Consider the following 15,692-nt stretch of genomic DNA (forward strand, 5'->3'; position numbering starts at 1 on the left):
AGGATCTTGATTCCAGCCTTTCAAGATCCCATAGCAAAGCTGACGGTGTACAATCATGAACGCCTCCTGAGTTACTAGTCCTAACTAGGGATGGAAGTCCTCGGAGTCTGATCTGCTAAATCAGGCTTCGGGGCACAACTTCATCACTGCGATGTATTCTACAAGAGTTTTTAGTTTTTTGGAATGCTGAATTTTTGAGGGGTGCGATTACCCGATGGGGAACTGCGAGATACTGTGTTGGATGTCAAGCTGTCGCACCTGCAAAATTTGGGTCAAACGGGCAGCCTGATTTCAGAATCCCATATGCAATCTGCAAAAAACTACTTGGCGACCACGATCACGCGCCTTTGCAGCGATCCAGCCGAGCAGGTTGAGTTAGCTGATTCGCTTTCAATGGCGTTTTTAGTCATGTTGGAACGGTTATCGCCGATCGAACGAGCCGTCTTTCTGCTGCGTGAGGTGTTTGAGTATGACTATCCTGAGATTGCTCAAATTGTGGGCAAGAGTGCTGAGAACTGTCGGCAGATTTTAAAGCGATCGCGCCAACCCATCACGACTCGACACCCCCGTTTTCCGGTTTCCCATCAACAGCAGGAGCAAATTACTGTGCAGTTCATGGACGCTTGGACGCAAGGCAAGTGGCTCGATTTCTGTTTGCCATTCAGCGCCAACGGCTGCCCACCGATCGCGCTCACTTAGTTGAGATCAATGGACAACCTAGCATTCTCGTTCGGGGTGAAAATGGTATCCAGGGTGTGATGACGTTTGAAATCAGGGAGGGCTATATTCAATCTATCTACGCGATTCGGAATTCAGAAAAGTTGAAGCAATTCAACAAAGATGCGACCCATCAATCTTTTGTTTAACGATGAATTCATTCATCTAAACTCATGGAAACTACAATCAAAACGAATGTTGTCATCATCGGGGCGGGTCCGACTGGGCTTTCGATCGCTTGTCAACTCGCTCGATACGGCGTTGATTTTGTCGTGATGGATCAGAACGAAGGCATAACACCGTATTCCAAGGCGATCGGCGTTCATGCTCGTACGATCGAGATTTATGAGCAGATCGGCTTAGCACAGAAAGCAGTCGAACAAGGCACGATCGCTGGGAAAGTGCGTCTGCTGTCCGGTGGCACCGTGCGCGGCGAACTGCACTTGTCAAACATTGGAGCGGGGTTAAGTCCTTATCCCTATGTGCTGATGTTGGAGCAAAGCAAAAACGAGAAACTGCTTTACAACTATCTGCAAAGTCATGGAAAAGAAATTCTCTGGCAAACCGAACTCCAAAGTTTCTCGCAAACCGATTCGGGCGTGACAGCGCAAGTGATTACTTCAGAGGGCGCAACTCAAACGATCGAGGCACAATATCTCGTCGGTTGCGATGGCCCAAAAAGCCCAACGAGACACACGCTCGGACTGACGTTTGAGGGAAGCACCTTCGATCGGATGTTTTATGTCGCCGATGCCCAAGTTGATTGGACTCTGAGCCACGACGCGCTGCACGTTTGTCTATCGGCAGATTCATTTGTGCTTTTCTTTCCGCTCAAAGGCGAACAGCGCTATCGCATTATCGGTGTATTCCCCGAAACGTTTGCAAAGGACGAAGGCGACGTATTGTACGAAGAAATCGATCGCCGAATTCAGGAAGAAACAAACCTCGACCTCAATGTTCACGCTGTCGAATGGTTTTCCACTTACAAAGTCCACACGCGCCATGCCAGTCGCTTCTCCAAAGGCAGATGCTTTCTGGCGGGCGATGCCGCACATATTCACTCGCCTGTCGGAGCGCAAGGCATGAACACTGGAATTCAAGACGGCTACAATCTCGCTTGGAAACTGGCGCTGGTGCTGCAAGGCAAGGCAGACAAAAAACTTCTGGAAACTTACAGCGAAGAACGGTTAGAGAATGCCAAGCATCTTTTGCAAACGACCGATCGAGCGTTTCAGATTGCCGCAGGCTCGGAAGGGTTTCTCGCCTTTCTTCGCCTGAACGTTTTACCATTTGTCGCCCAATATATCCTCAGTTTCGATGCGGTTAAGCAGTTCATTTTTCCGATGTTGTCGCAAATTGGGATTCAGTATCGCCGCAGTTCGCTCAGCCAACACACAGCGGATAAAAAGTTCAGGGTCAAAGCCGGAGACCGGATGCCGTATTTTCGAGTGGATGGCGAAAGCATCTATGAAAAACTGCATCAACCGAAGTTTCATTGGTTGATGTTCTCGAATGAACAAAGCGAGGTTCGATCGTTGGAAATGGAACTTGAAAGCCAGTATGCCGAATTTGTTGATTTCAACGCGATCCCGCTTGATCCGCAAGTCGCAAAAGCCTTTGGTGTGAATCATCCTTTTAGCATGTTATTAAGACCGGACAACTATATTGGGTTTCTTTCCACAGAAATGACGCTGAACGAGTTAACGGTCTATCTGAAGAAGGTTGTCGGAAACTCGCAAATAGCGGACGAGAATGCAAAGCTTATTTACTGACACTGAAGACAATCCTTAGCACACTGCAATTGATGTAGTTGAAGGAGGTTTTCTTAAAATCAGCCTTGCAGCAGGCGGAATTGCTGTTCTAGCCCGAACTACGGCAACGGGTGATCTGTATTCTGACGGGCTATTTCTGCTGACTCCGAGAAATATAAGACCGAGATTCGTCCTGCTAGATTTCAGCCCCGCCGAGATGGGACAGATCACCGATGCAACAGTTCAATCAACCAAAATCACCTAACCGATCGACCAAAAAGAGACCTCCGAAATTTCGAGGGTCTCCTGTAAGTCTTGCCATATCTAGGTTCTAGAACGGAGAGAGAGGGATTCGAACCCTCGTTAAAGTTACCCCTAAACAGCATTTCCAGTGCTGCGCCTTCAACCACTCGGCCATCTCTCCAAGGCTGTGCTGTATTCCCAGTCACAGATTCCTTATATTACCAGAATTGTCACATACTGGAAAGGGAGCAAGAATCTTGGCGAATTTATGACTCAGTTTCATACCATCCGCGTTTATAACCGTCAAAAAAATACCTACCACACCTTTCGGGTGCCCGACGATCGCTACATCCTCCACAGCGCCGAAAACCAGGGTGTTGAGTTGCCATTTTCGTGCCGGAATGGGGCTTGCACCACTTGTGCCGTTCGAGTCCGATCGGGGGAACTCTATCAGCCAGAAGCGATCGGGCTGTCTGTCGAATTGCAGCGTCAGGGATATGCGTTGCTCTGTGTCAGCTATGCCCGATCGGATCTAGAAGTTGAAACTCAAGACGAAGACGAAGTATATGAACTTCAATTTGGGCGCTATTTTGGCAAAGGTCGAGTTAAACGGGGGTTGCCGCTTGACGAAGAATAGGAGCAAGATGAGACGGTTAGCCGTGAACATTTGGAAAAGAGTGTTATCGCTGATTGTTTGGCCGATTTTTCTCGGTCTGTTATGGGGCTGTCAAGGAGCAACGTCTCCACAAGGAGAGGCGGTTGCCGTTCAACAAGTTTTGAGCGGTCAAGAACTTGAACTTACAGGCATTCCCGGACAGCCAGACATTAGCGAACAGGTTCGACTTGCCGGAATCGCGGTGCCAAGTCTGGCTCAAAAGCCTTGGGGAAACGCGGCTAAAACTCAGCTAGAGCAAATGATCGGCAATCAGTCGGTGGTGCTGGAGTCAGATGCCCGCACTGACCAAGGACAGCGATCGGTTTACGCTTGGTCAAACGGCATTCTGTTAAATGAAAAACTCGTCGCCGAAGGACACGCTTTGACAACGGTTTCTAAGTCTCTAAAGTCCAAATATGAACTGCGTCTCAGTCGTGCCCAAGACCGCGCCAGAATTTTAGGATTGGGCATCTGGAATCCTCAAGATCCGATGCGTCAACTTCCAGGAGAACCAGATACTCGCGAGTGAGTGTTAAACTTTCCTCGTCTCCATTGCTTAAATTCATGTCTTCTCATTCTCCCCAACAGCTTCAAATCTTTCTAGACATCGCCACCGAAGCGGTTTTAGCAGCAGGAGCCGTTTTGCAGATTTATTGGGGCAAGCTCGAAGATATTCAAGAAAAAGGTCGCCCCGGCGATTTAGTCACCGAGGCAGACAAAGCCGCAGAAGCTGCCGTTTTGGAGGTTTTGCGTCGCCATGTGCCTGACCACCCAATCTTGGCAGAAGAATCGGGACAGTTAGGTCGCCTTGGTGGTGAATATCTTTGGGCGATCGACCCGCTCGACGGCACGACCAACTATGCCCATCAATATCCCTTTGTTGCCGTGTCTGTCGGTTTGCTGATTGATGGCATTCCTCAAGTGGGAGCCGTGTTTAACCCGATTCATCAAGAGCTTTTTAGAGCCGCAAAAGGGTTAGGCGCAACGTGCAATCGGCGATCGATTCGGGTGTCTCAAACTGCGGAACTGAGTAAAAGTCTGCTGGTGACGGGGTTTGCCTACGATCGTCACCAAACGCCCGACACTAACTATGCCGAATTTGCTCATCTGACTCATCTGACTCAAGGCGTTCGGCGAGACGGAGCCGCCGCCCTTGACCTGGCTTATGTTGCCTGTGGACGATTTGACGGCTATTGGGAGCGCGGCTTATCGATCTGGGATATGGCAGCCGGGGTGGTGCTGGTTGAAGAAGCTGGAGGCAGCGTCACAGCCTACGATCGCACTCCCTTCAACCTTCAGTCGGGGCGGCTCTTAGCCACAAACTCTAAAATTCACGATCGTCTTAGTCAAGAGTTAGTGCAGGTAAAGTCAGAAGATCCCATAAAATAAGCAGATACTGATCATAAAGAGCTTACTCAGGCAGACTAGCGTACCATGAGTTTTCAAATTGAACGAGGTCTGTTCATGTTAGACTTCTCCGACTATCACTCAATTTTGGGGGTGTCGGTCGAAGCAGACGTTAAGGAAATTCGCAAGAATTATTTGAAAATTGCCCGTCGTCTGCATCCCGACAGTGGAGTATTGGAGGGCGAACGCGATCGTCAGCTTGCAGGTCAATTTCTCTCAAAAATGGTCAACCCCGCCTGGGAACAGCTTTCTCAAGAGCGCAGCCGCACTGATCACGCAGTCTTGCTCAAGCTCAAAGGGCAGGGGGCGATGCGGCACCAAACCCACACGCAAGTGTTAGGGAGTTTAGCCAAGCAATTGCTGACTGCCAACAATCTTGACTACTTTTATCGGACTGCTTTGCAAGACCTTGCCGATCGTCAATATCAGCATCTCGACCAAGTTCTCGAACTGATTGCCCAGATCAGTGAGCTAAATTTAGTCTATTTGGCGAGAAAAGAAGGCACCAATGAGGGCACGATCGGTGAACCCAAAAAACCGCTTTACACGGCAGCAGCACCAGCATCGACCGTTGCGCCCAGTTCTACGCCGACTCCTCCCTCAGCCCAAGAGCAGCGAGAATCTCTACTTGAGCAATATTATCGTCGGGCAGAAGGCTTTATGAAGAAAGGCAACTATGCTCAAGCCACTTTAGAACTGAGAGACGCGCTGCAAATTGACCCCAATCATTGCCGCTGTCATAGCTTAATGGGAATGGTGTATTTGCAGCAAAAACAGGCGACGATGGCAAAGATTCACTTCAACAAGGCGTTGACCGTGAACCCAGAAGACCCGACCGCTCTAGAAGGCAAGAAATATCTAGAGCAACAGGCGAATAAAACTGCTTCTCAAGCATCTGGCTCTAAACCTGCAAATAACAAGTCCGATCGCAATAAACCTGACGGTGGCGGGTTGTTTGGCGGCTTATTTAGTGGAAAGAAAAAATAATGGTTTACCAACCTCCAGCCGGGGCTAGAGACTTATTGCCCCTTGATGTGGCTCAAAAATGCTGGATTGAAGATCGGCTTCAGCAGGTTTTTCAGCGCTGGGGCTATCACCGCATCATTACTTCTACGTTAGAACGGCTCGATACCTTGATGGCAGGGGGCGCAATTCAGCGATCGACCGTGATTCAACTCAATAATCTGGATGATGAAGTGCTGGGGTTGCGTCCCGAATTGACTGCCTCGATCGCGCGCACTGCCGTGACTCGGATGGCGGGTGCCACTTATCCTCAACGGCTCTACTACAATACCAATGTGTTTCGCCGTGCCCCAGAAGGCAGTCATAGCGGTCAACAGGAGTTTTATCAAGCTGGGGTCGAGCTGCTCGGCGGTGGTGGGTTGTTGGCAGATGCCGAGATTTTGCTGCTGCTGATTGACTGTCTCCATAATTTAGGACTGGAACCGCTAAAAAACTCTTCTGCCTCCTGGAGCTTGATTTTGGGTGAAGCAGACTTGACGCGATCGCTGCTCTCTCCCTTCCCTGCCCATTTGCGCGATAAAGTTCGATATGCGATCGCCAAGCTCGATCGGATGTCTTTAGAATCGCTGCCTTTGTCTGAAGAATTGCACGATCGGGCGTTGCTGCTGCTCGATCTGCGAGGCAAACCCGCCGATGTAATTCAACGAGTCAGCCGTCTAAATCTAGATGATAGTCAGCGAGAGGCAGTCAACAATCTCAAATCTTTGATCGAGCTGCTGCAAGAAAGCCTCAGTTTACGCCTGGGAGATGTAGAGATCCCGATTGTGCTGGATCTAAGCCTGATTCGCACCTTCGACTACTACACCGGAATCGTGTTTGAAGTCGCCAGCAACACCCCATCAGGGCAAAAAGTTTTAGGGCAAGGCGGACGATATGATCAGCTTTTAGGGCTTTTCCATCCCCAGGGGCAGCCCATTCCCGGCATCGGCTTCTCGCTGCAAATTGAGCAACTGCACCAGATGCTCATTCCCACTGGGCAACTGCCTCACCAGACTCCTGCTAGCGATTGGTTAGTGGTGTCAGAGACTTCGCAGACCCACGCGATCGCCTTTGCCCACGCCCAAAAACTGCGAGAATCGGCTCACCCAGTGCAGGTTGAGTTAGATCTCAGTGGCACCAGTCGAGAAGACATCCGAGACTATGCCCGTCGTCGCGGCATTGCCCAAATTGTTTGGATGGATGTGGACGGTTCGCCAGTTGATGAAATCCTGACTTAGCGATAATAGAAAGTGTTCTTAGTGAATGCTTTCACTCAAATATTTAGTAGGAAAAAACTTGTGTCTCATACGATCGTTACCAATGTCTGTGAAGGGGTCGCCGATTGCGTCGATGCCTGTCCAGTCGCTTGTATTCACGAAGGCCCGAGCAAAAACACCAAGGGCACCGATTGGTATTGGATCGATTTCTCTACCTGCATCGACTGTGGAATTTGTCTGCAAGTCTGCCCGGTTGAAGGGGCGATCGTGCCCGAAGAACGACCGGAATTGCAAAACACCCCTCAGTAATCCTTTGACCTGACTTATGAATGACCCTGCCCCGCTTCTAGAAGTCGAAAATGTCTACGCTGGCTACATCAAAGACCTGAATATTTTGCAAGGAGTCAGCATCAAGGTCTATCCGGGTGAGTTGGTGGCGATTATTGGCCCCAACGGAGCCGGAAAATCGACGCTAGCAAAAGCGGTGTTTGGGTTGCTCACACCCAATCAGGGCAAAATTAATTTTAAGGGCGAGAGCATTGCAGGGCTAAAATCTGACCAGATTGTGCGCCAGGGCATGTGTTATGTGCCTCAAATCTCCAATGTCTTTCCTTCTTTAACCGTCGAAGAAAACCTAGAAATGGGCGCGTTTGTTCGCGATGTCTCACTACAGCCGCTCAAAGATGAGATTTTTGCTAAGTTTCCTCGTTTAGCAGAGCGCCGCCGCCAACGAGCCGGGACGCTTTCTGGCGGGGAGCGACAAATGTTAGCGATGGGCAAGGCATTGATGCTGCAACCCAGTTTGCTTTTATTAGACGAGCCTTCAGCCGCCTTGTCTCCCATTCTCGTCAACAGCGTTTTTGAGCAGATCAAACAGATCAATCAAAGCGGAACGGCGATCGTACTCGTCGAGCAAAATGTCCGCAAAGCGCTAGAGATGGCAGACCGAGGCTATGTGTTAGAAGCGGGGCGCGATCGGTTTGAAGGGCGTGGGGCTGATTTGCTCAACAATCCCAAAGTCGGTGAACTATATCTGGGAGCGGGCAAAGCGCATTAAAACAAGTCTGATCGACTCGATCGTGACTATTTTGTCCCGCGTTTATTGAGTGCGGCAATCAACTGCGGTCTGACTTGCTGTGCCCACTGTTCAAAATTAAACGCCCGATCGTAACTAGTTAGAGAGTCAAGCGTCGTCGGGGCTTCTGCCGAACGAGGAAGGAATTGAGTTTCAGGTTTGTTGCTCATGGTGCTTTTGTGGGAGGAGGCGTAACGGTTAGAGATTTTCTGAAGGTGCCTATTTTTTGCTAGACATCGATCGTCAGAGTTTCGAGACTTGGCACTCAAAACCAGCAGCGATCGCTCGACCTGGTAAATAGGTTTGCAGCCATCATACTCACTCACTCTTCAGAGCCAAGTTAAACTTTGCTCAAGAATTGGGATAAATTTTAATTCCGAAATCTATCATCTCATCCCTCGCAGATCGAGGTCTCTCTCTTTGGAAAGAGAAGCTTCGTTGAGAACGTATTGCAGATCACTACACTTGCAATTTGCTGAATTTAAGCTGTCATTTACTTCAAAGGCTTAACGTATAGTTCACCTTTCTTGGGTAGTCTGAGAACACAATGGAGGGAGGAGTCACATGGTCATTCAGATCGAACCATTAATTGATAGCAGTAAACTGATTAAGCCAACTGAGAAACCCGATCGAACATTTGAAGCGATCGGGCATCGAGGTGCGCGTGGGCTATTACCCGAAAACACCTTGCCTGCTTTTAATTTGGCGTTGAGCTTGGGGGTCGATTCGCTAGAGCTTGATGTGGGCATGACAGCAGATGGGGTGCTAGTCGTCACTCACAATCCAGAAATCTCCTCAGCGCTTTGTCTGCACCCAAATGGCAAGTCTGTACGTCGCTATCCTCGACTGTTGATTCGCAAACTGACTTTTGCCGATGTGCAGGGCTTTGACTGTGGCTCACTCAACCCCGACCCAGTGAAGTTTCCTCAACAGCAGCTTGTGCCAGGTGAAAAGATGCCCTCGCTGGCTCAAGTGTTTGAGCATCAGATGCAGCATTTTCCTGACTCTCAGGTGCGCTATACGATCGAGTGCAAGGTCAACCCGCTGCGATCGCGAGACACCTTTAGCCCCGATGTGTTTGCTCGGCGCGTGGTCAATCTGGTACGGGATTATGGAGTCTTCGATCGCGTCACCGTTCAGTCGTTTGATTGGCGCGTTTTGCTGGCAGTTAAGAAAATAGATTCTCAGATTCAAACTGCTGCGCTGGTCAGACAAAAGCGAGGCAAACCTGGCACATTGCTCTCTCAAGCCGGAATCGCTTCCCCGTTTTTGGCAGGGTTAGACTTTAGGCGCTATCGCGGCAACCTGGCAGAACTGCTCAAAAATGCAGAATTCATCGATCGCTACTCTCCCAACTTTGAGACGCTGCTGCCTCAGTCAAAAGATTTTATCCAATCCACTCAAGAGATTCAGCAAGCGGGCTTTCCGGTGATTCCCTGGACGGTCAATGATGCGGCAACGATGGATCAACTAATTGCTTTAGGCGTGGATGGTCTGATTACCGATTTTCCTGATGTTTTGCTCAAACTTCTGCAACAGCGAGGATTGCGTTAAAAAATCGGATTTTTACAGGTTAGATATTGCGATGGACAGTGAACACTAAGTGCTATGAGTAGCCAAAGTGTTGCTCAGAACTCAATATTAACCGAGGACAAGATAATGGTATTTCCAGGCTGGGAAGTAGCACGGCTGATTCCGCCGGATGTGCTAATGGGTTTAGTGGCTGGGCAATACAAACTCTACGGCGGTGTCATCCGTTGGGCAGGTGGTACGGAAAATGCTGGGCAAATTGTACGTCACTTACTTCCAGCGGGGTCACAATTTCTCAACTTCATTCCAGGACTCAACTTCATTCCCGGCATCGTCGCAAGTGTGCAGATGTCTCAGTTGAAAAATATTGCTCAAGCTAACACCCTTCAGATTGCTCAAGTCTCTAATCAAGTAGCGGCGCTCTCCACACAAGTTGGAACACTTTCTCAAACGACTCAACAGGTTCTTCAAATTGCCACAGGCACCGCCGTACTGTCCGGGTTAGGGCTTGCAGTGAGTTGTGTTGGCTTTATTGCCATCAACAAAAAGCTCAACACGATCGACAGCAGGCTCAAAGACATCCAAAAAGACGTTCAAGCGATTCAACAGTTTCTGGCAAGCAGCGAACGTGCTAAACTCTTTGCCGCAATCGCCTCCTTACTCAAGCTAGACAAAACGCCCACCGAGCATCGCTACACCATTCTGCACAACGCTCGACAAACGCTGACCGAAATCAATATGCGCTATCAAGAACTGCTAGCGAACGCGACAACGATCGAAACAGCAATGGCGTGTGAAGAATATTTTGCTTTGACTGCACTCGCCCAGATTCGCTGCACGGCTGAACTAGGGATGTTAGAGGTTGCTCATCATGAAGCACAAGAGGCAAATCAAATTTGGCAAGGGCAAGGACGACGTATTGCTAGAGAAATTTTGATTGGAAACCACTCAGAACGATTTTTAGCTAGTGATTTCGTTAATTCCGTCTCTGACGTTAATTCTGTTTCCGTCTCTGAATTGGTTGAGTGGTTAGATTTTGCGAACGAAAACTCTAAAGGTTACCTGTGGATTGATGAATTACGCGGCAAGATGGACGAGTTTTGGTACGCGAAAAGCGTATTTCCTATGATAAATGGAGGCTTAAATAAAAACATTGGTATAGGACTGAAAAAAGAGCAGCAAATGGTCATTCCATCAATCAGAAAATTGATTGCTAGAAGTCAAGTATTTGAGGGATACGTCTCTCAGTACGAACTCCTAAAGGTTCAAGAACTCACCCCGTCTAAATTTGAACAGAAAATTACAGCACTTCCAGAATCATCTGCTGTTGACGGCTACTTTATCCTGGAGCCAGCAAAGAAAGTTGTGGTTGAGAAAGCCCCACCCAAGAGGTTTTTCCAATTACTAGATTCTATGGGTTGAACTATGCTGACGTATTTTGAAACACCCTATTCAGGAGGTCTTTCTAATTACCGACACGAACACAGGAAACGTCAGCAATACTGAATACTCTCTTCTGGTTAGCTCTGGTTACGACATCAGGGCTAACTTTTTATGTGGTACGAATTATCTTTTGATGCAGTTAAAGATGACGCAAATAAAAATGTGAATGTAAACGCAACTCTAAATGTTATAAACGTAAGTTCAGAATGGGAAGAAGTTCTAGCATTACCGAATTTCTGTACTTGAGTGAGGACAAAGAAGAAAATCTCTCCTAAAGGAGTAGTGTTGTCTTGTTTCGTTCGTTAAATTTAGATTTTATAGAGTGCAGATTTTGTCTTCTCGATCGCCCGATTCACCCTCCACTCCTTCGCCTCTCGTCTTGACGCTCAAGCTAGACGCGATCGCTTTTGATAGTCTCAATTTGTTGCGTCAGCAGCACTTTCCACCCAAGCGCAACTTTCTTCCGGCACATGTGACGCTCTTTCACGCCCTTCCGGGCGACCAGGAATTGGCGATTCGGCAGACTCTTCAAACCCTTTGCCAACAGACTTCAAGATTGTCTGTACGTTTTCCGACGCTGCGATCGCTGGGTGGAGGAGTTGCCATAGAAATCGAGAGTCCAAAATTAATCCAAGTGCGAAACCAACTCGCGCAGGGTTGGAGTGGTTGGTTGAGCGCCCAAGACAGGCAAGGCTATCGACCGCACGTCACGATTCAAAACAAGGTCACATCTGACGAAGCGCGCGGTCTATATGAGCGGCTTTCTCAAGTGTGGCAACCTATTGAGGGATCGGGAGAAGGGTTATTGCTGTGGCACTATCGAGGTGGCCCGTGGGAGTTGGCAGATGAATTTGAGTTCAAATCATAAGACCCAATGCCGATTAACGGATGTCTTCATAGAATCGTTTGAGATAGGCAGCAGGAACGCCAAGTCCCCATAAAATGCCGATGTAGAGGTAGATCGCAGTTGCTTTCAGGCTACCCCAACGGGCGACTCGACGATCGGAGCTTTGCACCACGCGATTAACCTGATAAATTCGTCCTTTTTTGACTAAGCGAAGACACAAATCGCCGTCTTCCATGATCGGGAGCGCTTCATCAAAACCGCCACACTCCCAAAAGTCCGATCGCCGACAAAACATCACCTGATCGCCAAACAACAGGCGCAATCCTTTAAAGAACAGGTGTGGTTTAAACAGGAGCGGCGCGTAATAGGTTTTTAAGTAATTGTGCAACGAAATGCCCCAGCGAGTCGTTTGCTTACCTGACATTAACGCAATAAATCCACCGCAGGCAATTTTAGGGTCTGTTAAAGTGTGCTCAATCACGGCGATCAAATCATCTGGCACCCAAGTATCCGCATGGAGAAAGCAAAGAATATCAGCCTTTGCAGCTTTTGCACCTTCGTTCATTTGCACTGAACGCCCTTTACGATCGCACTCAAGAATTTGCACACTGGCAGCCTGCGCGATCGCCACAGTCTCATCTTGACTGCCGCCATCGACCACCCACACTTCAAACGCAGGCGGGTCTAGCCCTTTTAGATGACGCAGCGATCGTCCTAAATTGCCCGCTTCATTGAAAGTTGGAATAATAATTGCAACACGAGCCATATTGCTAAGTTATTTCAGTTGAGGTTGAAATGATATTGACTTTAGCCCAAATAAAAATCGAGTCATGTTGATTCTTCTGATGAGTAATTCATAGGTTACGAGCGTTGCTAAGAGCGCTCCTGTGCTGATGACGATAAATTTCTCTAACACTCCAGCATTCCACTGCACTACGTAAAATCCAATAGCAACGACTACAGTTTGGTGAAGAATATAAAATGGGTAAGATGCTTCATTTGCATATTGCAGCAGACGGCTTTTAAAGTTCAGATGAGATCTCGCTAGAATCAATACCATTAACACCCAGCACCAGGAATTAAAGCCCCGAAATGCTTGATAGATCATATAAGCGGGTGAGTAACCTCGATCGGGAGCGGTATCGGTAAGCCATAACGCTAACAAACTTGCCATACCGACAATCGCGACACCAGTCACCCAATATCGTTGACGATCGAGGAGTTGCCCAAATCGACGATCGCTACAAAAGATATAGCCATAAACAAAATAAGACAGATAAAGTAACACATTTGCCCAATCGTCATAAAGATTTTGAAAGCCGATCCATCTAGGGCGGAATGTTGCTTCAATTATGGCTAGAAGCAGTGCTGGATAGAAAACTGTGTTCGCTCGATCGAGCTTTGTCGCTAACCAGTCACACCAACGCTGTCCGGGAGGTTGCTGCAAATAAACAAACAGGGGCAAAGCCACTAGAGAAAACACAAATAAATACACAATAAACCATAGGTGCGCCCATTCAAAGTTTCCACTAGGACGAATGCCATTAAAAAACTGGGGATAAAACTGAAAATAAGATTTTTGATCATCTGAAGTCATCAGTACGTGATAGTAAACCTGAATCGGAACTAAAACCAGCGTACCAAATACAAACGGGATAAAGAGTCGTTGAAATCGCTCTTTGACATACTGGTTGGAAGTTCTAGCCTCTAGAGAAAACCAGGTAGCGGCTCCTGATAAAAAGAAAAAAAGCGGCATGTGCCACTGATGCACTAACAAGATAAAAATTTCCATCGCTGGACTTGTGACTGCATTCGTGACATAAAACACGCCTAGATCGCCTTTATAAAAAATGGCGGCAGTGTGAAAATAAATCAGGAGCAACACTGCCAAAACTCTGAGCCAGTCCAGGTCATAGCGTCTTTCACGATTACTGCTCAATATCTTTATCGCTGTGCCGATCGATCGTTTAACAGCTTTCCCCAAGTGGCATTATAAGGGTGAACTTGGGCCGTAGGTTGACCCTCTTTCACCATCGATCGTCCTTCATTTGCCCATTCAAACAGCCCACCCTCTAGATTAAAAACTTGCCGAAATCCAGCTTGCTCAAGCTGTTGGGCAACCTTTGCACTTCGGTATCCGACGGAACAATAAACTACGATCAGAGTATCTTTTGCCATCTCTCCAAGAGATCCCGGTAATGTTGCATCAGAACTAGGCGTAATAAGTTGAGCGTGGTCAAGATGGCTAACTGCATACTCTTCCTCACTCCGGGCATCGAGAAGCACAGGAGCAGGCGTTGCAGACTCGTCTAGTGCTTGAGCAAGTTGCATCGTTGTCATTCGCAGCACTGACGGAAACTGCCAGCGAATCAGCCATTTGAGTAGAGTAAACGACAGCGATCGACCCATTTCTGACTCACCAAATTCCTAAACAGGGTTAGCCGACGATCGATGAAGTCTGATTCCAGTGACCCGTAAAGACAAACTGGTCTAGAGATTTGCGGGTGCGCGGCGATGATTGTCGCTGCTGCAACGCTTCAGATAGGGTTTGTGGATCTCCGAGATAGCCTAGCGCAATCGCGGCAACTGGATCATAGCCCTCAGGAATGCCGTAAGTCTCTTTAGCTTTAGGAACATCAAATCCTGCCATTTGGTGGATCAGTAACCCTTGGGCCGCTGCCTCGATCGCGAGATTGGCCGAGGCTGCACCCACATCGTGAAACGCGTGACGGTTTTCTACGCCGTTGCGTTCAAAGGTTAGTTTTGCCACCGAGAGCATCAACACTGGGGTATGCTTCGCCCAGACTTGGTTTCCCTCAGCAAGGCACTTTAAGAGCCGACTAAACTCATCTGGATTGTCTTGAGTCGCCACAATATAGCTCCACGGCTGCTCATTGTAGGAAGAAGCGGCCCATCGCGCCGCTTCTAACATACTCCGCAATTTTTCTGGTTCCACGGCTTGGTTTGAGAACGAGATCGGACTCCAGCGTTGTCGCAGCACCTCTTCGATCGAATATTGAGTGGTAGATAGTGGATCGATCATCAAATTATGATTAACAGCATTGCTCGTTTACTTTTATCTGATTTGCTCTGAGAAATCAATCATGACTTTCAGAAATCGTTCTGACCTCTCTGATTAACCGCTTGGATCAGATCGTTAAAGTGTTGTTGTACTTCTTCGATTTTCCAACTCATGCTGTCCTCCATTAGACCTCCTGCATGAATCCGCGAAGCCCCACTTCGTGAGGAGGGCAATTCATACTTGCATTCAGCAACGCCAAATTTAGCTTGTTTGGCGAACAGTTCAGCGAACAAACCCAGTCAGATGATTCTCAAACGTTTTGCTTACGACGTTGAACTGCCGCACCCATGCTTCTGCTTCGACGCTCAATTTGCCATAGACCCGCACATCGATCGGCTTGACACTGCTGAAGAATTGTTTGAATTCTTCCCACGCCGTAATCATGTTGATGTGCTGCATCATGGCAGCGCGATCGGCAAAGGTCAGAATTGCGCCAACCTCGATCGAGTCAGGATTAGCATAGAACTGGATGCTCACGAGTGCCCTGACTCCTTCAGACTCTAGCCGTTGCACCGCTGCCTGAGCGATCGTTGAAAATTCCTCAAACGATCGGGTTCGCCCTAGCACTTCAACCAGTGTGACATATTCGCTGGATAGCAATTTCATCTTAGTTGTCTCCTCTAATGAGTCTTTAAACTGAATCATCATTGACTCACATCTTGCAGCAGTCTCAATAAGGCAAGAATGGTAAGGGCTTGACGATGATTTCAAACCCTAGCTCAT

At 48.2% G+C, this 15,692-nt stretch carries 19 protein-coding genes and 1 tRNA gene; 13 read left to right on the forward strand and 7 right to left on the reverse strand.

All coding sequences use genetic code 11. The features are described from left to right. The first annotated feature begins 201 nt into the window (after nt 1-201). The 3 genes from C7B65_RS25560 to C7B65_RS25565 are packed head-to-tail and all read left to right on the forward strand — an operon-like array spanning nt 202 to nt 2,489. Nucleotides 202-699, forward strand: a complete 498-nt coding sequence (locus tag C7B65_RS25560; protein WP_073072907.1) for a sigma factor-like helix-turn-helix DNA-binding protein — start codon at nt 202-204, stop codon at nt 697-699. Then, the gene (locus C7B65_RS28175; protein ID WP_181314505.1) at nt 639-866 is read left to right on the forward strand and encodes a sigma-70 family RNA polymerase sigma factor family protein; all 228 of its coding nucleotides are present in this window, start codon (nt 639-641) and stop codon (nt 864-866) included. The genes C7B65_RS25560 and C7B65_RS28175 overlap by 61 nt, the downstream gene beginning before the upstream one ends. A 24-nt stretch (nt 867-890) precedes the next feature. Then, a complete protein-coding gene (locus C7B65_RS25565; RefSeq protein ID WP_073072905.1) occupies nt 891-2,489 on the forward strand; it encodes an FAD-dependent monooxygenase in 1,599 nt (532 codons plus the stop codon). Between the two features lie 316 nt (nt 2,490-2,805). Here the strand turns inward: C7B65_RS25565 and C7B65_RS25570 are convergent. Next, nucleotides 2,806-2,892, reverse strand: a tRNA-Ser gene (locus C7B65_RS25570). An 87-nt stretch (nt 2,893-2,979) separates the two neighbouring features. Between C7B65_RS25570 and C7B65_RS25575 the strand changes: the two genes are divergently transcribed. The 7 genes from C7B65_RS25575 to C7B65_RS25605 are packed head-to-tail and all read left to right on the forward strand — an operon-like array spanning nt 2,980 to nt 8,049. Further along, nucleotides 2,980-3,348 carry a 2Fe-2S iron-sulfur cluster-binding protein gene (locus C7B65_RS25575; RefSeq protein ID WP_073072903.1) on the forward strand — a complete coding sequence of 123 codons (369 nt, stop codon included), beginning with the start codon at nt 2,980-2,982 and terminating at the stop codon, nt 3,346-3,348. A gap of 22 nt (nt 3,349-3,370) precedes the next feature. Further along, nucleotides 3,371-3,895 carry a thermonuclease family protein gene (locus C7B65_RS25580; RefSeq protein ID WP_219898741.1) on the forward strand — a complete coding sequence of 175 codons (525 nt, stop codon included), beginning with the start codon at nt 3,371-3,373 and terminating at the stop codon, nt 3,893-3,895. 35 nt (nt 3,896-3,930) lie between these two features. Beyond that, nucleotides 3,931-4,755, forward strand: coding sequence for an inositol monophosphatase family protein (locus C7B65_RS25585; protein ID WP_073072900.1), 825 nt, complete (start codon nt 3,931-3,933; stop codon nt 4,753-4,755). Between the two features lie 45 nt (nt 4,756-4,800). Next, nucleotides 4,801-5,760 (forward strand): DnaJ domain-containing protein, encoded by a 960-nt coding sequence (locus C7B65_RS25590; protein ID WP_073072898.1) that lies wholly within the window; start codon nt 4,801-4,803, stop codon nt 5,758-5,760. Then, on the forward strand, nt 5,760-7,013 hold the full coding sequence (locus C7B65_RS25595; protein ID WP_073072896.1) for an ATP phosphoribosyltransferase regulatory subunit: 1,254 nt from the start codon (nt 5,760-5,762) through the stop codon (nt 7,011-7,013). The genes C7B65_RS25590 and C7B65_RS25595 overlap by 1 nt, the downstream gene beginning before the upstream one ends. Before the next feature lie 60 nt (nt 7,014-7,073). Next, entirely contained in the window at nt 7,074-7,301 is a 228-nt protein-coding gene (locus C7B65_RS25600) for a ferredoxin family protein (protein ID WP_073072894.1), read from the forward strand. Between the two features lie 16 nt (nt 7,302-7,317). Then, complete coding sequence (locus C7B65_RS25605) at nt 7,318-8,049, forward strand: ABC transporter ATP-binding protein (protein ID WP_073072892.1); 732 nt, start codon at nt 7,318-7,320, stop codon at nt 8,047-8,049. Between the two features lie 26 nt (nt 8,050-8,075). On the opposite strand, the gene C7B65_RS25610 is transcribed toward C7B65_RS25605, so the two are convergent. Next, complete coding sequence (locus tag C7B65_RS25610; RefSeq protein ID WP_073072890.1) at nt 8,076-8,393, reverse strand: hypothetical protein; 318 nt, start codon at nt 8,391-8,393, stop codon at nt 8,076-8,078. A 238-nt stretch (nt 8,394-8,631) separates the two neighbouring features. On the opposite strand from C7B65_RS25610, the gene C7B65_RS25615 reads away from it, so the two are divergent. From C7B65_RS25615 to C7B65_RS25625, 3 genes are all read left to right on the forward strand, one after another. Next, nucleotides 8,632-9,621, forward strand: coding sequence for a glycerophosphodiester phosphodiesterase family protein (locus tag C7B65_RS25615; protein ID WP_083583001.1), 990 nt, complete (start codon nt 8,632-8,634; stop codon nt 9,619-9,621). A 105-nt stretch (nt 9,622-9,726) separates the two neighbouring features. Beyond that, nucleotides 9,727-11,019: a hypothetical protein gene (locus C7B65_RS25620; protein WP_073072888.1), complete on the forward strand. Its 1,293-nt coding sequence runs from the start codon at nt 9,727-9,729 to the stop codon at nt 11,017-11,019. A gap of 343 nt (nt 11,020-11,362) precedes the next feature. Next, nucleotides 11,363-11,908: a 2'-5' RNA ligase family protein gene (locus C7B65_RS25625; RefSeq protein ID WP_219898742.1), complete on the forward strand. Its 546-nt coding sequence runs from the start codon at nt 11,363-11,365 to the stop codon at nt 11,906-11,908. Between the two features lie 13 nt (nt 11,909-11,921). Here C7B65_RS25625 and C7B65_RS25630 read toward each other — a convergent pair whose 3' ends face one another. From C7B65_RS25630 to C7B65_RS25655, 5 genes are all read right to left on the reverse strand, one after another. Further along, nucleotides 11,922-12,653 carry a TIGR04283 family arsenosugar biosynthesis glycosyltransferase gene (locus tag C7B65_RS25630; protein ID WP_073072886.1) on the reverse strand — a complete coding sequence of 244 codons (732 nt, stop codon included), beginning with the start codon at nt 12,651-12,653 and terminating at the stop codon, nt 11,922-11,924. A gap of 9 nt (nt 12,654-12,662) precedes the next feature. Then, nucleotides 12,663-13,826, reverse strand: a complete 1,164-nt coding sequence (locus tag C7B65_RS25635) for an acyltransferase family protein (protein ID WP_073072884.1) — start codon at nt 13,824-13,826, stop codon at nt 12,663-12,665. Between the two features lie 5 nt (nt 13,827-13,831). Next, nucleotides 13,832-14,296, reverse strand: a complete 465-nt coding sequence (locus tag C7B65_RS25640) for a rhodanese-like domain-containing protein (protein ID WP_073072882.1) — start codon at nt 14,294-14,296, stop codon at nt 13,832-13,834. Between the two features lie 28 nt (nt 14,297-14,324). Beyond that, a complete protein-coding gene (locus C7B65_RS25645) occupies nt 14,325-14,930 on the reverse strand; it encodes a nitroreductase family protein (RefSeq protein ID WP_181314506.1) in 606 nt (201 codons plus the stop codon). 261 nt (nt 14,931-15,191) lie between these two features. Further along, complete coding sequence (locus C7B65_RS25655; RefSeq protein WP_143162067.1) at nt 15,192-15,575, reverse strand: hypothetical protein; 384 nt, start codon at nt 15,573-15,575, stop codon at nt 15,192-15,194. Nucleotides 15,576-15,692: the final 117 nt, after the last annotated feature.

This window comes from Phormidesmis priestleyi ULC007 (genome assembly GCF_003003695.1).
GTDB lineage: Bacteria > Cyanobacteriota > Cyanobacteriia > Leptolyngbyales > Leptolyngbyaceae > Phormidesmis_A > Phormidesmis_A priestleyi_A.

What these genes read in the sequence shown, in the direction of transcription:
- C7B65_RS25565 (WP_073072905.1), top strand. Translation starts at nt 891, where the DNA reads ATGGAAACTACAATCAAAACGAATGTTGTCATCATCGGGGCGGGTCCG.
- C7B65_RS25575 (WP_073072903.1), top strand. Translation starts at nt 2,980, where the DNA reads ATGACTCAGTTTCATACCATCCGCGTTTATAACCGTCAAAAAAATACC.
- C7B65_RS25585 (WP_073072900.1), top strand. Translation starts at nt 3,931, where the DNA reads ATGTCTTCTCATTCTCCCCAACAGCTTCAAATCTTTCTAGACATCGCC.
- C7B65_RS25590 (WP_073072898.1), top strand. Translation starts at nt 4,801, where the DNA reads ATGAGTTTTCAAATTGAACGAGGTCTGTTCATGTTAGACTTCTCCGAC.
- C7B65_RS25595 (WP_073072896.1), top strand. Translation starts at nt 5,760, where the DNA reads ATGGTTTACCAACCTCCAGCCGGGGCTAGAGACTTATTGCCCCTTGAT.
- C7B65_RS25605 (WP_073072892.1), top strand. Translation starts at nt 7,318, where the DNA reads ATGAATGACCCTGCCCCGCTTCTAGAAGTCGAAAATGTCTACGCTGGC.
- C7B65_RS25615 (WP_083583001.1), top strand. Translation starts at nt 8,632, where the DNA reads ATGGTCATTCAGATCGAACCATTAATTGATAGCAGTAAACTGATTAAG.
- C7B65_RS25620 (WP_073072888.1), top strand. Translation starts at nt 9,727, where the DNA reads ATGGTATTTCCAGGCTGGGAAGTAGCACGGCTGATTCCGCCGGATGTG.
- C7B65_RS25630 (WP_073072886.1), bottom strand. Translation starts at nt 12,653, where the DNA reads ATGGCTCGTGTTGCAATTATTATTCCAACTTTCAATGAAGCGGGCAAT.
- C7B65_RS25640 (WP_073072882.1), bottom strand. Translation starts at nt 14,296, where the DNA reads ATGGGTCGATCGCTGTCGTTTACTCTACTCAAATGGCTGATTCGCTGG.
- C7B65_RS25645 (WP_181314506.1), bottom strand. Translation starts at nt 14,930, where the DNA reads ATGATCGATCCACTATCTACCACTCAATATTCGATCGAAGAGGTGCTG.
- C7B65_RS25655 (WP_143162067.1), bottom strand. Translation starts at nt 15,575, where the DNA reads ATGAAATTGCTATCCAGCGAATATGTCACACTGGTTGAAGTGCTAGGG.